The sequence below is a fragment of the Chryseobacterium sp. MYb7 genome (assembly GCF_002979455.1).
Taxonomy (GTDB): Bacteria; Bacteroidota; Bacteroidia; order Flavobacteriales; family Weeksellaceae; genus Chryseobacterium.
In genome coordinates this window covers 281,594-298,219 of the sequence record NZ_PCOU01000002.1, presented here as the reverse complement: position 1 = coordinate 298,219, position 16,626 = coordinate 281,594, and the positions used below count along the sequence as shown (strand labels likewise).

General features: G+C 34.1%; 16 protein-coding genes. 6 read left to right on the top strand and 10 right to left on the bottom strand.

Annotated features, from left to right (window positions below):
- Positions 1 to 188: 188 nt before the first annotated feature.
- Positions 189 to 1,583 carry a S41 family peptidase gene (locus CQ046_RS03310; RefSeq protein WP_228406869.1) on the top strand — a complete coding sequence of 465 codons (1,395 nt, stop codon included), beginning with the start codon at positions 189 to 191 and terminating at the stop codon, positions 1,581 to 1,583.
- Positions 1,584 to 1,624: 41 nt separating this feature from the next.
- Here CQ046_RS03310 and CQ046_RS03305 read toward each other — a convergent pair whose 3' ends face one another.
- The 6 genes from CQ046_RS03305 to CQ046_RS03280 all read right to left on the bottom strand — a co-directional run bounded on the left by CQ046_RS03305 (position 1,625) and on the right by CQ046_RS03280 (position 6,591).
- Positions 1,625 to 2,215: a hypothetical protein gene (locus tag CQ046_RS03305; protein WP_105700895.1), complete on the bottom strand. Its 591-nt coding sequence runs from the start codon at positions 2,213 to 2,215 to the stop codon at positions 1,625 to 1,627.
- A gap of 13 nt (positions 2,216 to 2,228) precedes the next feature.
- Positions 2,229 to 2,738, bottom strand: coding sequence for an RNA polymerase sigma factor (locus tag CQ046_RS03300; protein WP_105700894.1), 510 nt, complete (start codon positions 2,736 to 2,738; stop codon positions 2,229 to 2,231).
- A gap of 311 nt (positions 2,739 to 3,049) precedes the next feature.
- Positions 3,050 to 3,409, bottom strand: a complete 360-nt coding sequence (locus CQ046_RS03295; RefSeq protein WP_105700893.1) for a hypothetical protein — start codon at positions 3,407 to 3,409, stop codon at positions 3,050 to 3,052.
- A gap of 62 nt (positions 3,410 to 3,471) precedes the next feature.
- Entirely contained in the window at positions 3,472 to 4,287 is an 816-nt protein-coding gene (locus CQ046_RS03290) for a hypothetical protein (protein WP_105700892.1), read from the bottom strand.
- Positions 4,288 to 4,298: 11 nt separating this feature from the next.
- A complete protein-coding gene (locus tag CQ046_RS03285) occupies positions 4,299 to 4,808 on the bottom strand; it encodes an RNA polymerase sigma factor (protein ID WP_105700891.1) in 510 nt (169 codons plus the stop codon).
- Between the two features lie 154 nt (positions 4,809 to 4,962).
- Complete coding sequence (locus CQ046_RS03280) at positions 4,963 to 6,591, bottom strand: NADP-dependent glyceraldehyde-3-phosphate dehydrogenase (RefSeq protein ID WP_105700890.1); 1,629 nt, start codon at positions 6,589 to 6,591, stop codon at positions 4,963 to 4,965.
- A gap of 220 nt (positions 6,592 to 6,811) precedes the next feature.
- On the opposite strand from CQ046_RS03280, the gene tpx reads away from it, so the two are divergent.
- Both tpx and CQ046_RS03270 read left to right on the top strand, forming a co-directional pair.
- Positions 6,812 to 7,381 carry a thiol peroxidase gene (tpx, locus tag CQ046_RS03275; protein WP_185126138.1) on the top strand — a complete coding sequence of 190 codons (570 nt, stop codon included), beginning with the start codon at positions 6,812 to 6,814 and terminating at the stop codon, positions 7,379 to 7,381.
- Between the two features lie 368 nt (positions 7,382 to 7,749).
- Positions 7,750 to 8,124: a helix-turn-helix domain-containing protein gene (locus tag CQ046_RS03270; protein ID WP_105700888.1), complete on the top strand. Its 375-nt coding sequence runs from the start codon at positions 7,750 to 7,752 to the stop codon at positions 8,122 to 8,124.
- Positions 8,125 to 8,456: 332 nt separating this feature from the next.
- Here CQ046_RS03270 and CQ046_RS03265 read toward each other — a convergent pair whose 3' ends face one another.
- Positions 8,457 to 9,164, bottom strand: coding sequence for a DUF6261 family protein (locus CQ046_RS03265; RefSeq protein WP_105700887.1), 708 nt, complete (start codon positions 9,162 to 9,164; stop codon positions 8,457 to 8,459).
- A 440-nt stretch (positions 9,165 to 9,604) separates the two neighbouring features.
- On the opposite strand from CQ046_RS03265, the gene CQ046_RS03260 reads away from it, so the two are divergent.
- The 3 genes from CQ046_RS03260 to CQ046_RS03250 all read left to right on the top strand — a co-directional run bounded on the left by CQ046_RS03260 (position 9,605) and on the right by CQ046_RS03250 (position 12,481).
- A complete protein-coding gene (locus tag CQ046_RS03260) occupies positions 9,605 to 10,519 on the top strand; it encodes a toll/interleukin-1 receptor domain-containing protein (RefSeq protein ID WP_105700886.1) in 915 nt (304 codons plus the stop codon).
- 54 nt (positions 10,520 to 10,573) lie between these two features.
- Positions 10,574 to 11,245 carry a hypothetical protein gene (locus CQ046_RS03255; RefSeq protein ID WP_123906566.1) on the top strand — a complete coding sequence of 224 codons (672 nt, stop codon included), beginning with the start codon at positions 10,574 to 10,576 and terminating at the stop codon, positions 11,243 to 11,245.
- A 105-nt stretch (positions 11,246 to 11,350) separates the two neighbouring features.
- Positions 11,351 to 12,481, top strand: coding sequence for a hypothetical protein (locus CQ046_RS03250; RefSeq protein WP_105700884.1), 1,131 nt, complete (start codon positions 11,351 to 11,353; stop codon positions 12,479 to 12,481).
- Between the two features lie 267 nt (positions 12,482 to 12,748).
- On the opposite strand, the gene CQ046_RS03245 is transcribed toward CQ046_RS03250, so the two are convergent.
- The 3 genes from CQ046_RS03245 to CQ046_RS03235 all read right to left on the bottom strand — a co-directional run bounded on the left by CQ046_RS03245 (position 12,749) and on the right by CQ046_RS03235 (position 16,387).
- Complete coding sequence (locus CQ046_RS03245; RefSeq protein WP_105700883.1) at positions 12,749 to 14,734, bottom strand: urocanate hydratase; 1,986 nt, start codon at positions 14,732 to 14,734, stop codon at positions 12,749 to 12,751.
- Positions 14,735 to 15,057: 323 nt separating this feature from the next.
- Entirely contained in the window at positions 15,058 to 15,351 is a 294-nt protein-coding gene (locus CQ046_RS03240; RefSeq protein WP_105700882.1) for a hypothetical protein, read from the bottom strand.
- Between the two features lie 49 nt (positions 15,352 to 15,400).
- On the bottom strand, positions 15,401 to 16,387 hold the full coding sequence (locus CQ046_RS03235) for a 2-hydroxyacid dehydrogenase (protein WP_105700881.1): 987 nt from the start codon (positions 16,385 to 16,387) through the stop codon (positions 15,401 to 15,403).
- Positions 16,388 to 16,626 lie beyond the last annotated feature (239 nt).

The window sequence follows — 16,626 nt, the reverse complement described above, 5'->3', positions numbered from 1 at the left end:
TTTAAACTTTCTATTTTAGCACGTTAAAAAAAAACTCAGATCAATTGAAAAATTATTTGGTCATATTTCTTCTCGCTATTCTTTCGTCCTGTGTGTCTATAAAAAAGCACAACGAACAGCGGGTCTCATGTATACCACCGGAGCAACTTAAAGAGGATGTAGACTTTGCGTATTCAAAATTACAGCAAATGCACCCTCAATTATACTGGTATATTCCCAAGAAGGAATTGGAACGTAAATTTGACAGTCTTAAACAAACAATCACCGAGCCACTCACTCCTCTTCAATTTTATTTTAAACTTCAACCGGTTATTGCAGGAATCCGTGAAGGCCATCTTTCATTGAGAATTCCCAGAAAAAAATTTACAAAAAGAGAAATTAAAAGACTCGAACATCAAAAAGGAATGTTCAGCCGTTTTGAATATTATATTTCAGGAGATCAGATGTATATTGTTCAAAACAGGGATTCTATTGAACATATAAAGCCCGGAACTGAAATTGTATCCATTAACAATGTTCCAGTTTCAGATTATATAAAAAAATACAGAAGCCTGATCAGCAGTGATGGTGACAACACTACTTTTCATCCTTATTTCCTGAAGGATCTGTTCTTCAATTTTTATACTGCAGAAAATGGTTTTGGCAGCAAAGCTACTCTTGAAACTCTTTATCAGGGTGAAAAAAAGACTTACACTTTAACCAGAGAGATCAAGTCTGATTCTGATCTGGAAAAGGATAAGGAAATGAAGAAGAAGACTGAGGAAAAAAAGCTGAACGATTATGTAGCAGCAAGCAATTCTTACAACAGAAGTTTCAAGTTTCTGGATAAAGACAGTACGATTGCTTATATTAAAGTAAAAAGTTTCTCAAGGGAATATTCGGATGAATTTTATAAGAAGACCTTTGCCAAGATCAATGATGCAAAGTCTCCTTACCTCATCATAGATGTCCGAAATAACTACGGTGGTTCTCTTTATGAGATCAACAACCTGTATTCCTATTTGGCCGAAGCACCATTTACTCTGATTAAACCTTCCCAGTTAACGTCAAGGAATGTTCCTCTGCGCACAAATTACTTCAGAAAAAGTAATCCTCTAGAATATGCTCTTAAAAGTATTGCCTACCCAAGTTACTTTTTTGCACAAACTTTCAGTACCTATAAAAAAGATGGAAAAGTTTTCTATAAAATGAAAGCTGACAAACCAACAAAACCTAATAAAGCAGCCTTTCACGGAAAAGTTTTTGTACTGATTAATGGTGGAAGCTTCTCTGCATCTTCTATTATTACCGCTAAGCTTAAGAATGATAAAAGAGCAACTCTTGTGGGTGAAGAGACTGGTGGAGCAAACGACGGAACAGTCGCAGGTTTCTATTCGTACCAAAAACTTCCCAATTCTGAAATCAGGTTTCCTATCGGATTACTTTTGGTACAGCCCAATATCAATTTTTCAGATTCGCGGAAAGGCGTTGTTCCTGATGTGACCGTTACCGAAAGCCTGCAGGATATTATTGATAAAAAAGATCCGCAGCTGGACTGGATAAAAAACGAAATTGCCAAAGAAAAGGACAATAAAGGACAGTAATGAATATAGGTTCGGCGGGCTTTCAGCCCGCCGAACTCTTTTTATTTTTTTAATTCTCTCAAAAGATCTTCAATATGTTGGATATATCTTCCGTAATAGCGTTGGTACCAGAACTTTCCAACTACATAAAGCAAAAATAGTCCTATAGTCACTGTACCAATTAAAACGACTGCAATTTTAAGCTCACTCAAAGGTTTCGGCCATGGGATGAATTCCAGGACAATAAGAATCTCGCATACCAGAAACGGTGCAAAACTGATATAGTATGAGAGATAATATTGTTTATTGAGATTCAGCTGCATGACCAGATCTTTCAGGGAATCATAGGTTTTAGGTGCGGGATTACTGATGTCATTATACAATTTAAAGAACTTACTGAAAAAGAAAACGGTAACAATAAGCATGGAAGCAATCAAAACCGTTATGTATAATTGAAGTTTGAAAGGTCTGCATACAGAGCACACCAGAAAGGCGAAAATAAAGATGGCTATCATCCACCAGAATTCCACGCGCATATTTTTTCGTATTTTTTCAAGGGGAAGATTCAGTTTATTTCTTTGTTCAAGGCTTATTTCAGGAGTTTCCTCCACAATATCTTCATTCCAGGTATTTTTGAATTCATCTATATTCATTGGATCATTGATTTTAATGTTGGTTAATTTTTATTTGGCTTAAGATATCTTTAAGTTTATTTTTTGCCCGGTTCATTTTTACTCTGGCATTTACTTCTGAAATTCCCATCTGTTCTGCAATTTCTTTTCCTGAAAAATCTTCAAGATAATAGAAAATAAAGGCTTTATCAATGGGATTGAGCATGTGAATGGCCTTATACATTTCAGTGAGACGCTCTTCTTTACGGTAATCATAATCTTCCTGAACAATCATTTGGTTAGAAAAATCCTCATTGGCAATAAAGCTTCTTCTCTTTTCAGATTTCAGGAAAATAATAGCTGTATTCAGAGCGATTCTATATAGCCATGTTGAAAATTCGCTTTCCCCTCTGAAACCGGGAAATGCTTTCCAGAGCTGATAGGTGATCTCCTGAAAAAGATCATCACGGTCATCCTTTTCGGTCATATACATTTTAGAAATCTTAAATAGGATTCCTTTATGCTGTTCAATTTGACTTATAAACTCTTGTTCTAATGAGGTCATGGGCTGTTACTCTATAGAGTTAGTTTTCGTTTAAAAAAATTGTTACAGTATTTTTACAAAAGAAATAAAAAAACCCGACAGAAATATACTGCCAGGCCTCATTATGTGTTTTTTAATTGTTACTATTTTCTCAGAATAGTATTTTACCCGAAATAATTTGTGTTGGATTTTATCTTCAATACCTTTCTAAGGCATCTTTTCATTTATGATCTCAACAGTTAGTAGAGAAAAAGTAAAAATGTTACATAAAAAACACAAAACCTGATATTTTTTAATATCAGGTTACATATTTAAGGTATTTAATTCTTTTATTATTTAAAATCTAAGAAATTATCTTTTTCAAGATAGTGATTGAGTGCTGTGATAAGCTGAGAAGAAGTAATATCAGCACGCTGCGTGAAAGCAAGATCCACTACATCCTGAATATTCTCATCAGAACACATATAATTGAGTTTGTTGTGAAAAACAAAATCAGGTAAGATTTCATTATCATTTTCCCCAATATCCAAAGGATCTCCGATAAAAATTTTCATTTCAGGTTTAAATTCCTCTTTTGAAGAATAGACTGCATAATTATATTCCGGGTCAAAGGACGCTTTCCGATCCTGCTTACTCTTTACGAGTTCCAGAAATTCTTCTATTACATACATTTGATTTTTAAAATCATCCATGTGATATTTTTTTACAACTCAATTTTCTAAAGATAGAAATTTTGCAGAATATAAAATAATTTCTAATTCAGTTTATTTAAAGCCCTCTGCAATGATCCTATGTCCAGAAAATTAAGCTTTGCTCCTACGATGATGATGATCAAAAGAACCACTGTCAGAAATAAAATGATCACAAAATACATGGATACGAACCAGATCACTGTATTCAGAATATTTCCTTTAATGCCCATTTTTTTCATGAAAAACCTCTGCGAACGTTCAAACCATGTTTTTCTTTTTTCAGATCTTGGGCTTACTTCAATTCCGTTAAGCTCATCCACCAGGCGCACCACATCATCAATATATCTTCCATACATATAATAGATCCAGTATTTGATAATAAAAATAATCAACAGCAGGGTAATCAGAAGGCTAATTCCAAAGATGGCAAGGTTGTATTCCATATCAAAATGGAAATTAATCTGGATGAGAGATAAAAGAAATCCAAGCGGGATATAGGAAATATAATACGAGATATAAATTTCTTTCGAAATAAGGAGCTGGGTCTTAAGATTGAACAGATCATAATTCGTATTGATACTGTTCTTCTGAAGCAGCTTATACAATTTCAGAAAACGGGAGTAAAAATAGACAATAATAGCAACGGTCAGGATGGTAACAAATAATGATATCGTTTTAATATTAGAATCGATAGAAGCAAACGGAAAACTTGTCAAAAGTAATGGCAATGTTACAATCATCAGCCAAAATTCAGTTTGCATATTCACTTTCAGCATCTGCAACGGAGAGTGTATTTCCTTCTGTTTTTCCAGAGAAATTTCAGGGGATTCCTGTCCTGTATCTTTATTCCAAATTTCTTTAAAATTTTCTAACTCCATAGTTTTATCTTTTACTTCAAGTCCACCTCCTGTCTGGTAATGATTTCTTTCAGTTTTTCTTTTGCTCTTTTCAGCTTTACCCGGGTATTCACTTCCGTAATTCCGAGCTGAACGGCTATTTCTTTACCCGAAAAACCCTCCAAAAAGAAAAATATAAGAGCTTTGTCTATGGGACTCAACTGATGGATGGCTTCATACATCCGCTTCATATTCATATCATCCGTATCATTATAGGGTTCCTGTCTGGCGCTTAGCCCATCCACATTCTGATTCTGTATAAAACTACGTCTTTTTTCACTTCTCAGGAAAACAATTGCTGTGTTAAGTGCAGTTCTGTACAGCCATGTGGAGAAATCACTTCTCTTCTGGAAATCACTGTATGATTTCCAGGCCTGGTAAATGATCTCCTGATAGAGGTCATTCTGATCGTCCTTATTATCCATATACATTTTAGAGATCTTGAAAACAACACCTTTGTGCTTTTCAATTTTCTCTAAAAATTCTTGTTCCGGTGAAGACATGATTTACACACTGATCCTTGGATGATATTTATAAAAAACATCATCTTGATTATAACACAAACTTTATTTCCGCTATTAAGTTAAAAAAAATCCTCAAAAAACAAAGATGTTTATTGAGGATTTTTATTTATGTTAAATTCGATACCGATGAGAATCAAAAAATATAATCAGTGCTTAAAAAATTGGAATCATGTTCCCTTACAATGGTATTGAGTAATTCTTTGTTGGATTCTGTCAGTTTTGCAGCCACCAGAGACCGGATAGAGAATGAACGGAGCGCATCAAAAACAGAAAGAGTTCCTTCTGCACTGTCTTTTCTTCCTGTAAAAGGAAAAACATCCGGACCACGCTGTGCCTGGCAATTGATATTCACACGGCTTACAAGATTCACAAACGGATCAATCAGTCTGGCAACTTCCTGCGGATCTTCACTGAAAATGCTCACCTGCATTCCATGTGAAGCATTCACCTGATATTCTATTGGTTCCTCTATGTCTTCAAATGGAACCACAGGAATCACCGGGCCAAACTGCTCTTCATGATACAGCTTCATATCACTGTTTACAGGATACACCACCGCTGGGAAAACAAAAGATTCATCCGTATAACCTCCATCTTTATTCAAAACTGCAGCTCCTTTCTGTAAAGCATCTTCAATACATTCTTTCAGATAAGCAGGTTTATTCACTTCCGGAAGCGGAGTTACTTTTACATCTTTTTCCCACGGCAATCCAGCTTTCAAAGCAGAAACCGCTTCACTCAGTTTTTTTGTAAATTCTTCAGCTATTTCTTTTTGAACGAATATCAGCTTTAATGCTGTACATCGCTGTCCGTTGAAGGAAAGCGCCCCTAAAATACATTCGCTCACTGCTACATCCAGATTCGCATTTTTAGTAACAATGGCAGCGTTTTTCGCATCAAGGCTCAGAATAGCTCTTAAACGGTTTACTTTTGGATGGAGTTTTTTTAATCCATTCGCTACCTTACTTGATCCAATGAAGGCCAGTACATTCACTTTTCCGCTTTCCATAATCGGGGTGATAATCTCTGATCCTTTTCCATATAATGTATTCACCGTTCCTTTTGGGAAGGCTTCTTTAAAGGCATTTAATAAAGGATAATGCGCCAGCACACCATGTTTTGGAAGCTTAAACAGGATGGTATTTCCCATGATCAAAGCAGGAATCAGTGTTGTAAAGATTTCATTCAGAGGATAATTGAACGGTCCCATACTTAAGACTACCCCAAGCGGAGCTCTTCTGATCTGCGCAATGGTTCCCTCTGCTTGTTGAAAGCGTGAAGATTCTCGATCCAAATCTTTCAGAGCATCAATGGTCTGATTGATATAATCTACAGTACGGTCAAATTCTTTCGTTGAATCTGCAAGGGTTTTTCCAATTTCCCACATCAGCAATTTGATGATCAGATCTCTTTGCTGAATCATCAGATATACGAATTTCTGCATGCATTTGATACGTCCTTCTACAGACATGGTAGGCCATTCGCCCAATCCGTTATCATAAGCCTTTACGCAGGCTTCAAGAACTTCCATAGCCTCGTTCGGACCAATATTCGGGATGCTTCCCAAAAGCTTTCTTTCCAATCCGTTTTCTGTAGGAATGCACACTGGAGAATAAATTTCCGTGACATCTCCCTTCCACTCTACCAATTCACCATTCAGAAGATAAGTTCTCTGATGAATGACCGGAACTTTATATTCTTCCGGAATTTCGTTTTCTCCTTTAAAAATGTGATGGAATGATGCTGTATTTTCTGAACTCATAAATCTTTCTATTTTTTTATGTGATAAGTTTGAGATTATTTCAAAATTTAAATTATTTGCCTTTCGTCAGAATGACACCTTTGAAACAACCATGTTTTATAAGATAAAGGTAGAGGTAAAATGTTTTGAAAAAAACAATCTGACAATAGATTTGATCTATTTGAATTAAAATTAATCTCAGCTCCTAAAAAAAGAATAATTTAGCTTAAAAATAAATTTCATGTTTTCAAAATTAGTTTGCGGCACACTGCTATTCTTCTCTGCAGCGGGCTTTGCTCAAAAATCTAAAGCAACCAATACTGTTTTAATGGGAGGAAAGGAAGTTCATACTTATGCCAAATTACCGGCTCTTAATAAACCAGCTCCTAAATTCACTCTTACCGATGTGAATATGAATGATCAAACGTTGGATTCGTACAAAGGAAAATATGTTATTCTGAATATCTTTCCTAGTGTAGATACTGGTGTTTGCTCTGCTTCTGTACATCATTTCAATGAAGAGGCTGGAAATCTTCCCAATACGGTAGTACTTTGTATTTCTAAAGATTTACCGTTTGCTCAGAAAAGATTCTGTGGTGCAGAAGGGATCAAAAATGTAGTAATGCTTTCGGATTTCCGTACAGATTTCGGATGGAACTATGGAGTGGAACTGGTAGATTCTGCGATGAAAGGTCTTCTGAGCAGAGCGGTTGTGGTAATAGATCCTACAGGGAAGATCATCTATGAAGAGCAGGTGCCTGATATTTCGCAAGAACCGAATTATGAAGCAGCTATTGCGGCTGTGAAATAATAAAATACATTAAACCATTAAGAAAAATTAAATTATTAAGAATATTAAGATGAATGCATAATTTAAAAACATCTTGATGTTTCCTTAATTTACCTTCAAAATTTCAATATCCTTAATGGTTCAAAATAATAAAAGCTCAGCATATAGTTGAGTTTTTTTGTGTAGTTGGGTAAACGCAAAGACGCAAAATGATATTTAAAACATCAAGTTTTAAGGCGCAAGGATTTTATCTCCGATAAAATTGATAATGCTTCACTTGCTGAAAACCTATGATTTTCTTGCGCCTTAAAATAACTCATCAGGCATAAAAAACTATGCGTCTTCGCAATTCCAACAAAAATTTTGCATATTTGTAGAAAATACGGGTCATGCAAAAAGAAAAACTACGCAACGTAAGAAAAAGAAAAGGCTTCACACAACAGCAAGTGGCTGAATATATTGCTACAGATGTCTCCAACTACAGCAGAAAAGAAAGTGGAGATGTAAAGATTTTCCATGATGAATGGGATAAGATTGCCCGTTTTCTGGAAGTTCCCGTAGAAGAAATTTATGAAGAAGAGGAGGCTAAACAAATCAATCATTTTGAAAATAATACCAATAGCAACAATATAGGAAATGTTAGTGGTAATTATTATTGTAATGTTCCAGAGTTCCTTCTTGAAAGCCAAAGAGAGCTTATAGAAATGCTAAAAAAAGAAAACCAGAGATTACAAGAGGAGCTAAATGCTTTTAAGAAAAAATAATAAAAACTCAGCGATTTGCTGAGTTTTTTTGTATCATAATTGGGATAAGCGCTAAGGCGCAAAATGATAGTAAAAATTTTCTGTTTTAAAACGCAAAGATTTTATCTCCGATAAAATTTCACACTACCACTGTCATTGCGAACCGAAGGTGAAGCAATCTCAATGAAAAGCATCTTGATGTTTCCTTAATCTTCCTTAACAACTTCAATACTCTGAATGGTTCAAAATAACAAAACTCAGCCGTATGCTGAGTTTTTGTATTACGTTTATAAGTATAATGACTCCTACGGAGTGACAAGCTTGTGGATTACTCTATATAAAGGTTAGATTTCTTACCCTTTAGCTATATTATCACCGCCTTCTCTTGTCAGCGAAGAGTTTTTTGCAGCCTTCACCAGCTCATTGGTATCACTATAGAGCAGCTCCCAGCCTGGAACCGACTTCATTGCTGTGAGAAGATTCATATAAGTTTTCAATGTTTTCTCCAGATCTTTACGGATGGCGCTGGCGCTCGTCATTTGACGAAGGTCCGCATTCGCTCCTGCCTGCTCTGCAAATATGATCTCAAAAGCATCCTGCTTAGCTTTCATCTCTGCAAAAGCTGCATCCAGAGAAAGAAGGGTGATCTTCTGTTTGTTTTCTGCCGTTTCTAATTCTTCTATAAGCTTTTTCATCTGAGCGCTTTGTGAAGAGTAACTCAGCCTGTCCAGGTTCAGCCCAAAAGTTTTGAATACTCCGTAGAGATCCTCTGCCACCTGATAGTTGGCTGCAGATGGTAGTTTACGATATCCGTTCAGGAAAGATTTCAGATTGGCATAAGCGGTATCTCTTTCGTGATCGGCAGTGGCTACGTCTTCTCCTTTTCCGCTGTAGACCTGCTTTGTATAGACCTTGTCGTATTCCGTATAGGAAAACGCCAAAGCTCCTACAAGAGGATGATTGTCGATAACAGGGTATTTTCCGGATTGAGCATTAGAAAGAATTCTCTGAGCTAAAGTCGCAAGATCTTTAGTGCTCAGCTGTGTGAGGGCAATTTTCATTTTTTGTGTTTTTGGGATTAATAAATTAATAATCAAATATAGAAAAAAGTTGTTGGGTTACAAATATACTTACGACAAACCTCTCAACAACTTGGGAGGTTTCATCCGACTTGCAAGAGACTTCCCAAGCTCTTGGGAAGTCTCTTGCATACTTGTTTTTAACAAAATGAGGACTCGGGAGATTTGTTTTACTATTGTTTTAGAGTTCCTGAGGTGCTGGGAGGTTACAAACGGGAGTGTTTTTGAGGTTGGGAGTTTGGGGCTACGGGAAACCGTAAGGTTTTGGAAATGATGTAGTTTATATTTGATGGAATTTCCGTAGAAATACGGAAGTATGTAAAAACTTTCTTTTGTAGATTGTAATTATTTTTCTCAATAAAAACACATTTTATCACAGCATTATAAATAAATCAGAAATAATCATTATAAAACTATTTAATATGAGTATAAAACAATATTCCGATAAAGTTATAAGAATTGAAAAAGAAATATCAGACATACAAAAAAAAATTGCTATTGAAAATAAAAAAGAGTTCGATAAACAAAAAGACATTGACACTATAAATAGATCTATTACAAAGTCAACATCTATTGCATCTTTGCAAAACAAGCAAAAACAAATTCAAAGTCACCAAACCTACATTCTAAAAGTTCAAAATACAAAGAGTGATTTGTATAAAAAAATTGCTACTAAAACAGCAGATCTAGTAAAAGCAAAACAAGAGCTGTCAAAGGAAGAGCTTAAAGAAAAAAACAAATCAAAAAGAGATCAAGAGGAATTTCAAAAGAAACAAATCCTATTTCAACGTGAACAGACAAATTTTCAACATGAGCAAGAAAAGCTTCAATTAAAATTACAAACTGATATTTCTAATCAAAAGGAAGTTTTAAATACGATTGTGAATCAAATCCATTCTACTAAAAATGAAAATAATACTAATGAAAATAAAGAATATGATTTTTTTATTTCACATGCAACTGAAGACAAAGAAACCTTCGTTCAGCCATTAGCAGAAGTTTTACAGCGAGAAAATATAAATATATGGTATGATAAGTTTCAGATGAAAATTGGTGATAGCTTACGAAAAAGAATCGATGAAGGTTTAAAATCTTCAAAATACGGCATTGTTGTTCTCTCAAGAGACTTCTTTAAAAAGAATTGGACAGAATATGAATTAAATGGACTTGTTGCTAGAGAGATGAATGGCATCAAAGTTATTTTACCTATTTGGCATAATGTAACAAAAAATGAAGTATTATCATTTAGCCCTAGCTTAGCAGATAAAGTAGCTTTGAACACCGCTATATACAGTATTGAAGAAATAGCTAATGAATTAAAAAGGCTAATTGAATAAAAAAACTTAGACTTATAAGAAAGTAAATGAATCAATAAAAAAAAAACAATGACAATGAAAAAAATATCAATAAACAATATAATTATATTCAGACAAAAATCTGAAAAAGGTAAACAAACATTTCTTAATTATTTACGAAAAAAAAGTTTAGAGAAAACTACAGAAGGAGGAAATTATTGGGTAAGAAGTTTAAGTGCTATGAGTAATGCATTTAAAAATAATGATAATAAACCGTTAAAGGATAAAATTGCAGAAATCTTAGATCTTTTTAATCCTAAATTGACTAAACAGACTAAAGACATGTATCAAAGAAATCTTGATATTTTACATAATTATGAAGATTTTGATTTCTCAACATGGATGCCAGGAACAATAAATATTTTATCTAAAACAAATAAAAGATCAATAATATATCTAAATACTGTTCCTGTACAAATTACACCTAACCAAATCTATTCTTTTGATAAAGATGATAGAAAATGTGTAGGAGCAATTTGGTTTGTTTCTAAATTAGAAGGCTACACAACAGAAGAGCTTGGAATATTTTCAGAAGCTCTTTTTATCTATCTATCAAATAATTTTGAAGAAGAATACTCGGTAAGTCAAGAAAATTGTTTAGTTGTTGATGTTTTAGCAAAAAAAGAAGTTAATTATAAAATGATTATAGATAAAGAAATTTCTTCAGTCTTCAATTCAACATTATTAGCAATAAAAAAGCTAATGTAAGAATATAACAATAAATTAAAACTTCGGACTAACATTAAGGAATAAAACTAGAAACGTATTCACCTTATTTTGAAAATATACATTACGATAATATAAACATTCACTATGAGCAACCAAGAAAACTTTAAAAATTTTATCTCTAAACTAAATGATAGAAATCTACAAAGAAAAAGGGAATCAGGATTTACTTCATATGTTCTTTACTCAGCATTAATATTTTGTTTATATAAATTATATAAAAATGTATTTTATTATTTTCAAAATTTAGATAGTTTGGATATATATAATTCTATATTTTTAATATGCTTTACTTCAAACTCAATGATAGCTTGCTATTATATTATAATAACTTTTCAATCTGAAAAAAAAACATTTTCAAACTTAACGACCATTAAACATAATAAGTTAAATATGAATTTTTATGGATATCTTTTGATGTTCATATTTTTTCTAATACCTATATTAAGTACTTTTTTATCAATAAGATTTAGAACAACACAGCTAGATTTTGAATACTTTTTAATTTTAGGAATTTTAAATCTAATTTCTATATCAATACTTACTAAGATTCTAGTAAATAATCCAAAGAAAATAAAAATTGTAAAATCAAATAATGATACCATCCCAATCGAAGCCATAACGTTTTTTACTTCATTAGGTGTGATAATTTATTCTTTTATTATTTCAGTAAAAATAGAATTATTTGAAAAATTTATATTTGTTAAAATTGTGATTCTAACATATGTCATTTTATTTATTATAGATAGAATTATTAATCAAAATAATAATGATGATAATACATTTAATTTAGAAAATTTCGAATATGAAATCTATTTAAAAAATTTTAATGATGATCAGATTAGAGAAAAATTACAAGAAAATTATATCGGTTATTTAATTGATGATTGGATAGAATTTAATATCAAAAAAATTAATACCTCCTCTTTTAATATAGCAAATAAAATCACTAATATAAAATCTCAATTAGTAACTTTAAGCAAAGAAGTTGATGCTAAAAAATACCCCATAGAATTTGAGGGTAGAAAAAAACAAATAATTGGCAATTTTCAAGAAGAACTTAAAATAGAAGTTAATAGTTTTAGTAAATTAATTAATGATATAAAGAAAATAATTAATGATAAACGAAATTTAACTGATATTGAAAATCAACAATTAATTGATTTAGAAGAAAATATAAGTAAATTTACATCAAAATATAAAGATTACAAGATTTAATTTTAACAGTAACAATTAGTATTATAGACTAAAAATTACCGCACAGCAGTCTTTTATTTATTAGTATCATCGGGCTTTAGCCCGATATAAAAAGAAAAATACAAAAGGCTTTAGCCAATTATATTACTCACAAAAGAAAACGGGCTAAAGCCCGTTGCTATTGATTTATTCTATACTTTTATTAATGTATTATTATGTACAAAAAACGGGCTCCCTTCGACTAACTCAGGATTACAGCCCGTTTATATTGAATTATTGAATTTTATATTACAATAAGTTTTCGTCTACAAGGTTTGGAAGCGTTACTTTCAGATTTGGTTCTGCTTCCATCGCTCTTTTAATCGCAAAAACAGCGCCTTCGTTTCTTGCCCAGCTTCTTCTTGAGATTCCGTTGTTTACATCCCAGAAAAGCATGGATTTTAATCTTCTGTCAGCATCATCGCTTCCGTCAAGAAGCATTCCGAAACCTCCGTTGATTACTTCTCCCCAGCCTACTCCACCACCATTGTGAATAGAAACCCAGGTAGCTCCACGGAAACTATCACCAATTACGTTGTGAATGGCCATATCTGCGGTAAATCTTGATCCGTCATAGATATTGGAAGTCTCTCTGTAAGGAGAATCTGTTCCTGAAACATCGTGGTGGTCTCTTCCCAATACTACAGGTCCTATTTCTCCATTTCTAATGGCTTTGTTGAAGGCTTCAGCAATTTTCATTCTTCCTTCTGCATCTGCATAAAGGATTCTCGCCTGAGAACCTACCACCAGTTTATTTTCCTGTGCTCCTTTGATCCACTGGATGTTGTCTTTCATCTGCTGCTGGATCTCTTCAGGAGAGTTTTTAACCATTTCTTCCAACACTGCACAGGCAATATCATCCGTTTTCTGAAGGTCTTCCGGATTTCCGCTGGAACATACCCAACGGAACGGCCCGAAACCATAATCGAAACACATAGGTCCCATGATATCCTGTACATAACTCGGATATTTGAATTCTCTTCCTAATGTTGGATTTTCTGCCATTACATCTGCTCCGGCTCTGGAAGCTTCCAGTAAAAAGGCATTTCCGTAATCAAAGAAATACGTTCCTTTCGCTGTATGTTTGTTGATGGCTGCAGCATGTCTTCTCAATGTTTCCTGAACTTTTTCTTTGAACAGTTCTGGGTTTTCAGCCATCATGGTATTAGATTCTTCAAAGCTTTGTCCTGCAGGATAATATCCACCTGCCCAAGGATTGTGAAGTGAAGTCTGATCTGATCCGATGTCGATTCTTACATCTTCCTGATCAAATTTCTCCCAAACCTCTACAATATTTCCAAGGTAAGCCAAAGACACGGTTTCTTTGTTAGCCTGCGCTTCTCTTACTCTTTTTACTAATGAATCAAGATCTTCATGAATTTCATTCACCCATTTCTGATCATGACGGATCTTTGTGATCTTTGGATTCACTTCTGCACATACCGTAACACACCCTGCAATATTCCCTGCTTTGGGCTGAGCTCCGCTCATTCCACCTAGTCCTGAAGTTACAAAAAGTCCACCTTTCGGTTCTTTTTTGATTTTTCTGAAAGCATTTAATACCGTAATCGTTGTTCCGTGAACAATTCCCTGAGGGCCAATATACATATAACTTCCCGCCGTCATTTGCCCATACTGGGTAACGCCTAATGCATTGAATTTCTCCCAGTCATCCGGTTTTGAATAATTCGGAATCATCATTCCATTGGTTACAACCACTCTTGGTGCATCTTTATGGGAAGGGAACAATCCCATCGGATGTCCTGAATACATGACCAATGTCTGATCATTATTCATTTCCGACAGATATTTCATCGTCAGCAGATACTGTGCCCAGTTTGAGAAAACCGCTCCATTTCCACCATAAGTAATCAGTTCGTGAGGGTGCTGTGCTACGGCATAATCCAGGTTATTCTGAATCATCAGCATAATAGCTTTCGCTTGCTCAGATTTCCCGGGATAGTCTGTAATAGGTCTCGCCTTCATTTCATAATCCGGACGGAAACGGTACATATAAATTCTTCCATAATCTTCCAGCTCCTGCTTAAACTCAGGAATCAGTTCTGCGTGAAATTGAGGATCAAAATAACGTAAAGCATTCTTCAATGCCAGCTTTTTCTCTTCTTCTCCTAAAATTTCTTTACGCTTCGGAGCATGGTTGATATTGGTTTCGTATGGTTTCGGTTGTGGCAGCTGATTTGGAATCCCCTGCTGTATCTGTTCTTGGAATGTCATATTGCTATTTAAAGGTCTATGTTTTAAACAATGTTTGAAGTCTTAAAGATATTCAAAATAGGAAATATAGGCAAGTGGGGAAAGGAAAGAATGACTGAGGGTTTAGGGTTTAGGGTTTAGGGTTTAGGGTTTAGGGTTTAGGGTTTAGGCAAAATTATCTAATCTGTAAATCAGTAGCTATTAGATATTAAATACTATATTTGAAAAGACGCACCTCAATTCCCATCACATGGAGGGGAATTGTCCTTACCAAAAGCAGTCATTATTCAACATAAAAAAACCTTACTGAAATTCAATAAGGCTGGTTTTTGTATCGTCAAAGTTTAAGTTAAAACATCATCATTTTCTTCTTCATGATCATCTTCATTATCGCTGAGACTCCAGTAATTATTTTCTTCATCTTCCTCGCCTATTTCTTCCATTTCATCATCATCTTCAGCACCTGGAATATCTAAACCCTTATCAATTTTATCATCATCAAAATCTTCGTCCAGAATAGGGTTCCCGTCTCCATCGAGCGAAATATGTTTTTCTCTCTTAAATATATCTTCGTTGGGGTTATAATCCATCTGTTCTAACCTCTTGTTTTGTTCATTACTATTTTTCTCTGGTGCCATACTATTTAAGATTTTAGGTTTATATAATCAGAACAAAAATAATTCCAAGTTATGATGATTGATGAGAATAAACGTCAGGATTTGCACAATTTGGCATTTTTTCATTTTTTGAAAAAGCAATGATATTTCCCGCAGCCAGTCTTGCCATTCCGTTTCTGGCCTCAACAGTAGCAGATCCAATATGTGGCAGAATACAGACACTTGAAAGTCCCAGAATAGGATCATCAGCAGACATTGGTTCCGGATTGGTAACATCCAGACCGGCTCCCCAGATTTTCTTATCAACAAGTGCCTGATACAGATCTTTTTGGTTGTGAAAACCGCCTCTTGCTGTATTGATGAAAATCGCATCCGGCTTCATCTGTTCAAATATGGACTCATTGAATAATTCTGTATGTTCGGGAGTGAAATTGGCATGTACACTCAATACATCTGAATTTTTGATCAATTCATCAAAAGAAACATAGGTTGCTCCCAACTCTTTTTCTGCTTCTTCATTTTGTCGGCGATTGTGATAGATGATATTCATTCCAAAAGCCTTTTTTGATTTTTCAGCCATTTCATAACCGATACGACCCAACCCAAAAACCCCAAGTGTTTTTCCGTATAATTCCTGTCCCAAAGCATGTAAAGGATCAAATCCTCCCCAGTTATCCTCTTTTACTTTCTGAAAATTATAACTAGCTCTTCTTGCAACAGACTGCATCAGTAAAAAGGCTACATCGGAAGTTGCCCTGCTCAGCACATCCGGGGTATTTCCAATCGGAATGTTTCTTTTTGTAGCTTCCTGAATATCTACATGATCAAATCCTACAGAATATAGAGCAATGGCTTTCACATTCGGACAGGCATCAAAAAAATTCTTATCATATTTGAAATCTCCGCCTACATTTAGGATGGTATCTGTATTTTTACAGTAATAAATCCACTCTTCGTAAGAAAGGTCTTCCTTTTCTGGAAAAAGAAGTTCTAAGCCTGCTTCTTTCAGCATTTTAATTCCTGTTTCGGGAATTCTTTTATTGATAAAAACTTTCATTATACAATACTTTTTTTGATGATTCTAAATAAAAAAACCTCACTCGCGAAAAGTAAGGTTATTGAACTTTAATATTAAAAATTTATTTCTTTTCATCTGAATGTTCAGTATCTGTTTTATTTTTCCTTGGTGAGAAAGTTGAAGATCGAGGGGTTTTAATTCCATCAATTTTCATTCCGAAATAGAGTTAAAAATTTTAAATTTTGGATAAAATCACATGAATTTTTATTCAAGAAAAG

Coding starts and splice junctions, on each gene's coding strand:
- CQ046_RS03310 (WP_228406869.1), top strand. CDS start 189: ATGCACCCTCAATTATACTGGTATATTCCCAAGAAGGAATTGGAACGT.
- CQ046_RS03305 (WP_105700895.1), bottom strand. CDS start 2,215: ATGAATATAGATGAATTCAAAAATACCTGGAATGAAGATATTGTGGAG.
- CQ046_RS03300 (WP_105700894.1), bottom strand. CDS start 2,738: ATGACCTCATTAGAACAAGAGTTTATAAGTCAAATTGAACAGCATAAA.
- CQ046_RS03295 (WP_105700893.1), bottom strand. CDS start 3,409: ATGGATGATTTTAAAAATCAAATGTATGTAATAGAAGAATTTCTGGAA.
- CQ046_RS03290 (WP_105700892.1), bottom strand. CDS start 4,287: ATGGAGTTAGAAAATTTTAAAGAAATTTGGAATAAAGATACAGGACAG.
- CQ046_RS03285 (WP_105700891.1), bottom strand. CDS start 4,808: ATGTCTTCACCGGAACAAGAATTTTTAGAGAAAATTGAAAAGCACAAA.
- CQ046_RS03280 (WP_105700890.1), bottom strand. CDS start 6,591: ATGAGTTCAGAAAATACAGCATCATTCCATCACATTTTTAAAGGAGAA.
- tpx (WP_185126138.1), top strand. CDS start 6,812: ATGTTTTCAAAATTAGTTTGCGGCACACTGCTATTCTTCTCTGCAGCG.
- CQ046_RS03270 (WP_105700888.1), top strand. CDS start 7,750: ATGCAAAAAGAAAAACTACGCAACGTAAGAAAAAGAAAAGGCTTCACA.
- CQ046_RS03265 (WP_105700887.1), bottom strand. CDS start 9,164: ATGAAAATTGCCCTCACACAGCTGAGCACTAAAGATCTTGCGACTTTA.
- CQ046_RS03260 (WP_105700886.1), top strand. CDS start 9,605: ATGAGTATAAAACAATATTCCGATAAAGTTATAAGAATTGAAAAAGAA.
- CQ046_RS03255 (WP_123906566.1), top strand. CDS start 10,574: ATGAAAAAAATATCAATAAACAATATAATTATATTCAGACAAAAATCT.
- CQ046_RS03250 (WP_105700884.1), top strand. CDS start 11,351: ATGAGCAACCAAGAAAACTTTAAAAATTTTATCTCTAAACTAAATGAT.
- CQ046_RS03245 (WP_105700883.1), bottom strand. CDS start 14,734: ATGACATTCCAAGAACAGATACAGCAGGGGATTCCAAATCAGCTGCCA.
- CQ046_RS03240 (WP_105700882.1), bottom strand. CDS start 15,351: ATGGCACCAGAGAAAAATAGTAATGAACAAAACAAGAGGTTAGAACAG.
- CQ046_RS03235 (WP_105700881.1), bottom strand. CDS start 16,387: ATGAAAGTTTTTATCAATAAAAGAATTCCCGAAACAGGAATTAAAATG.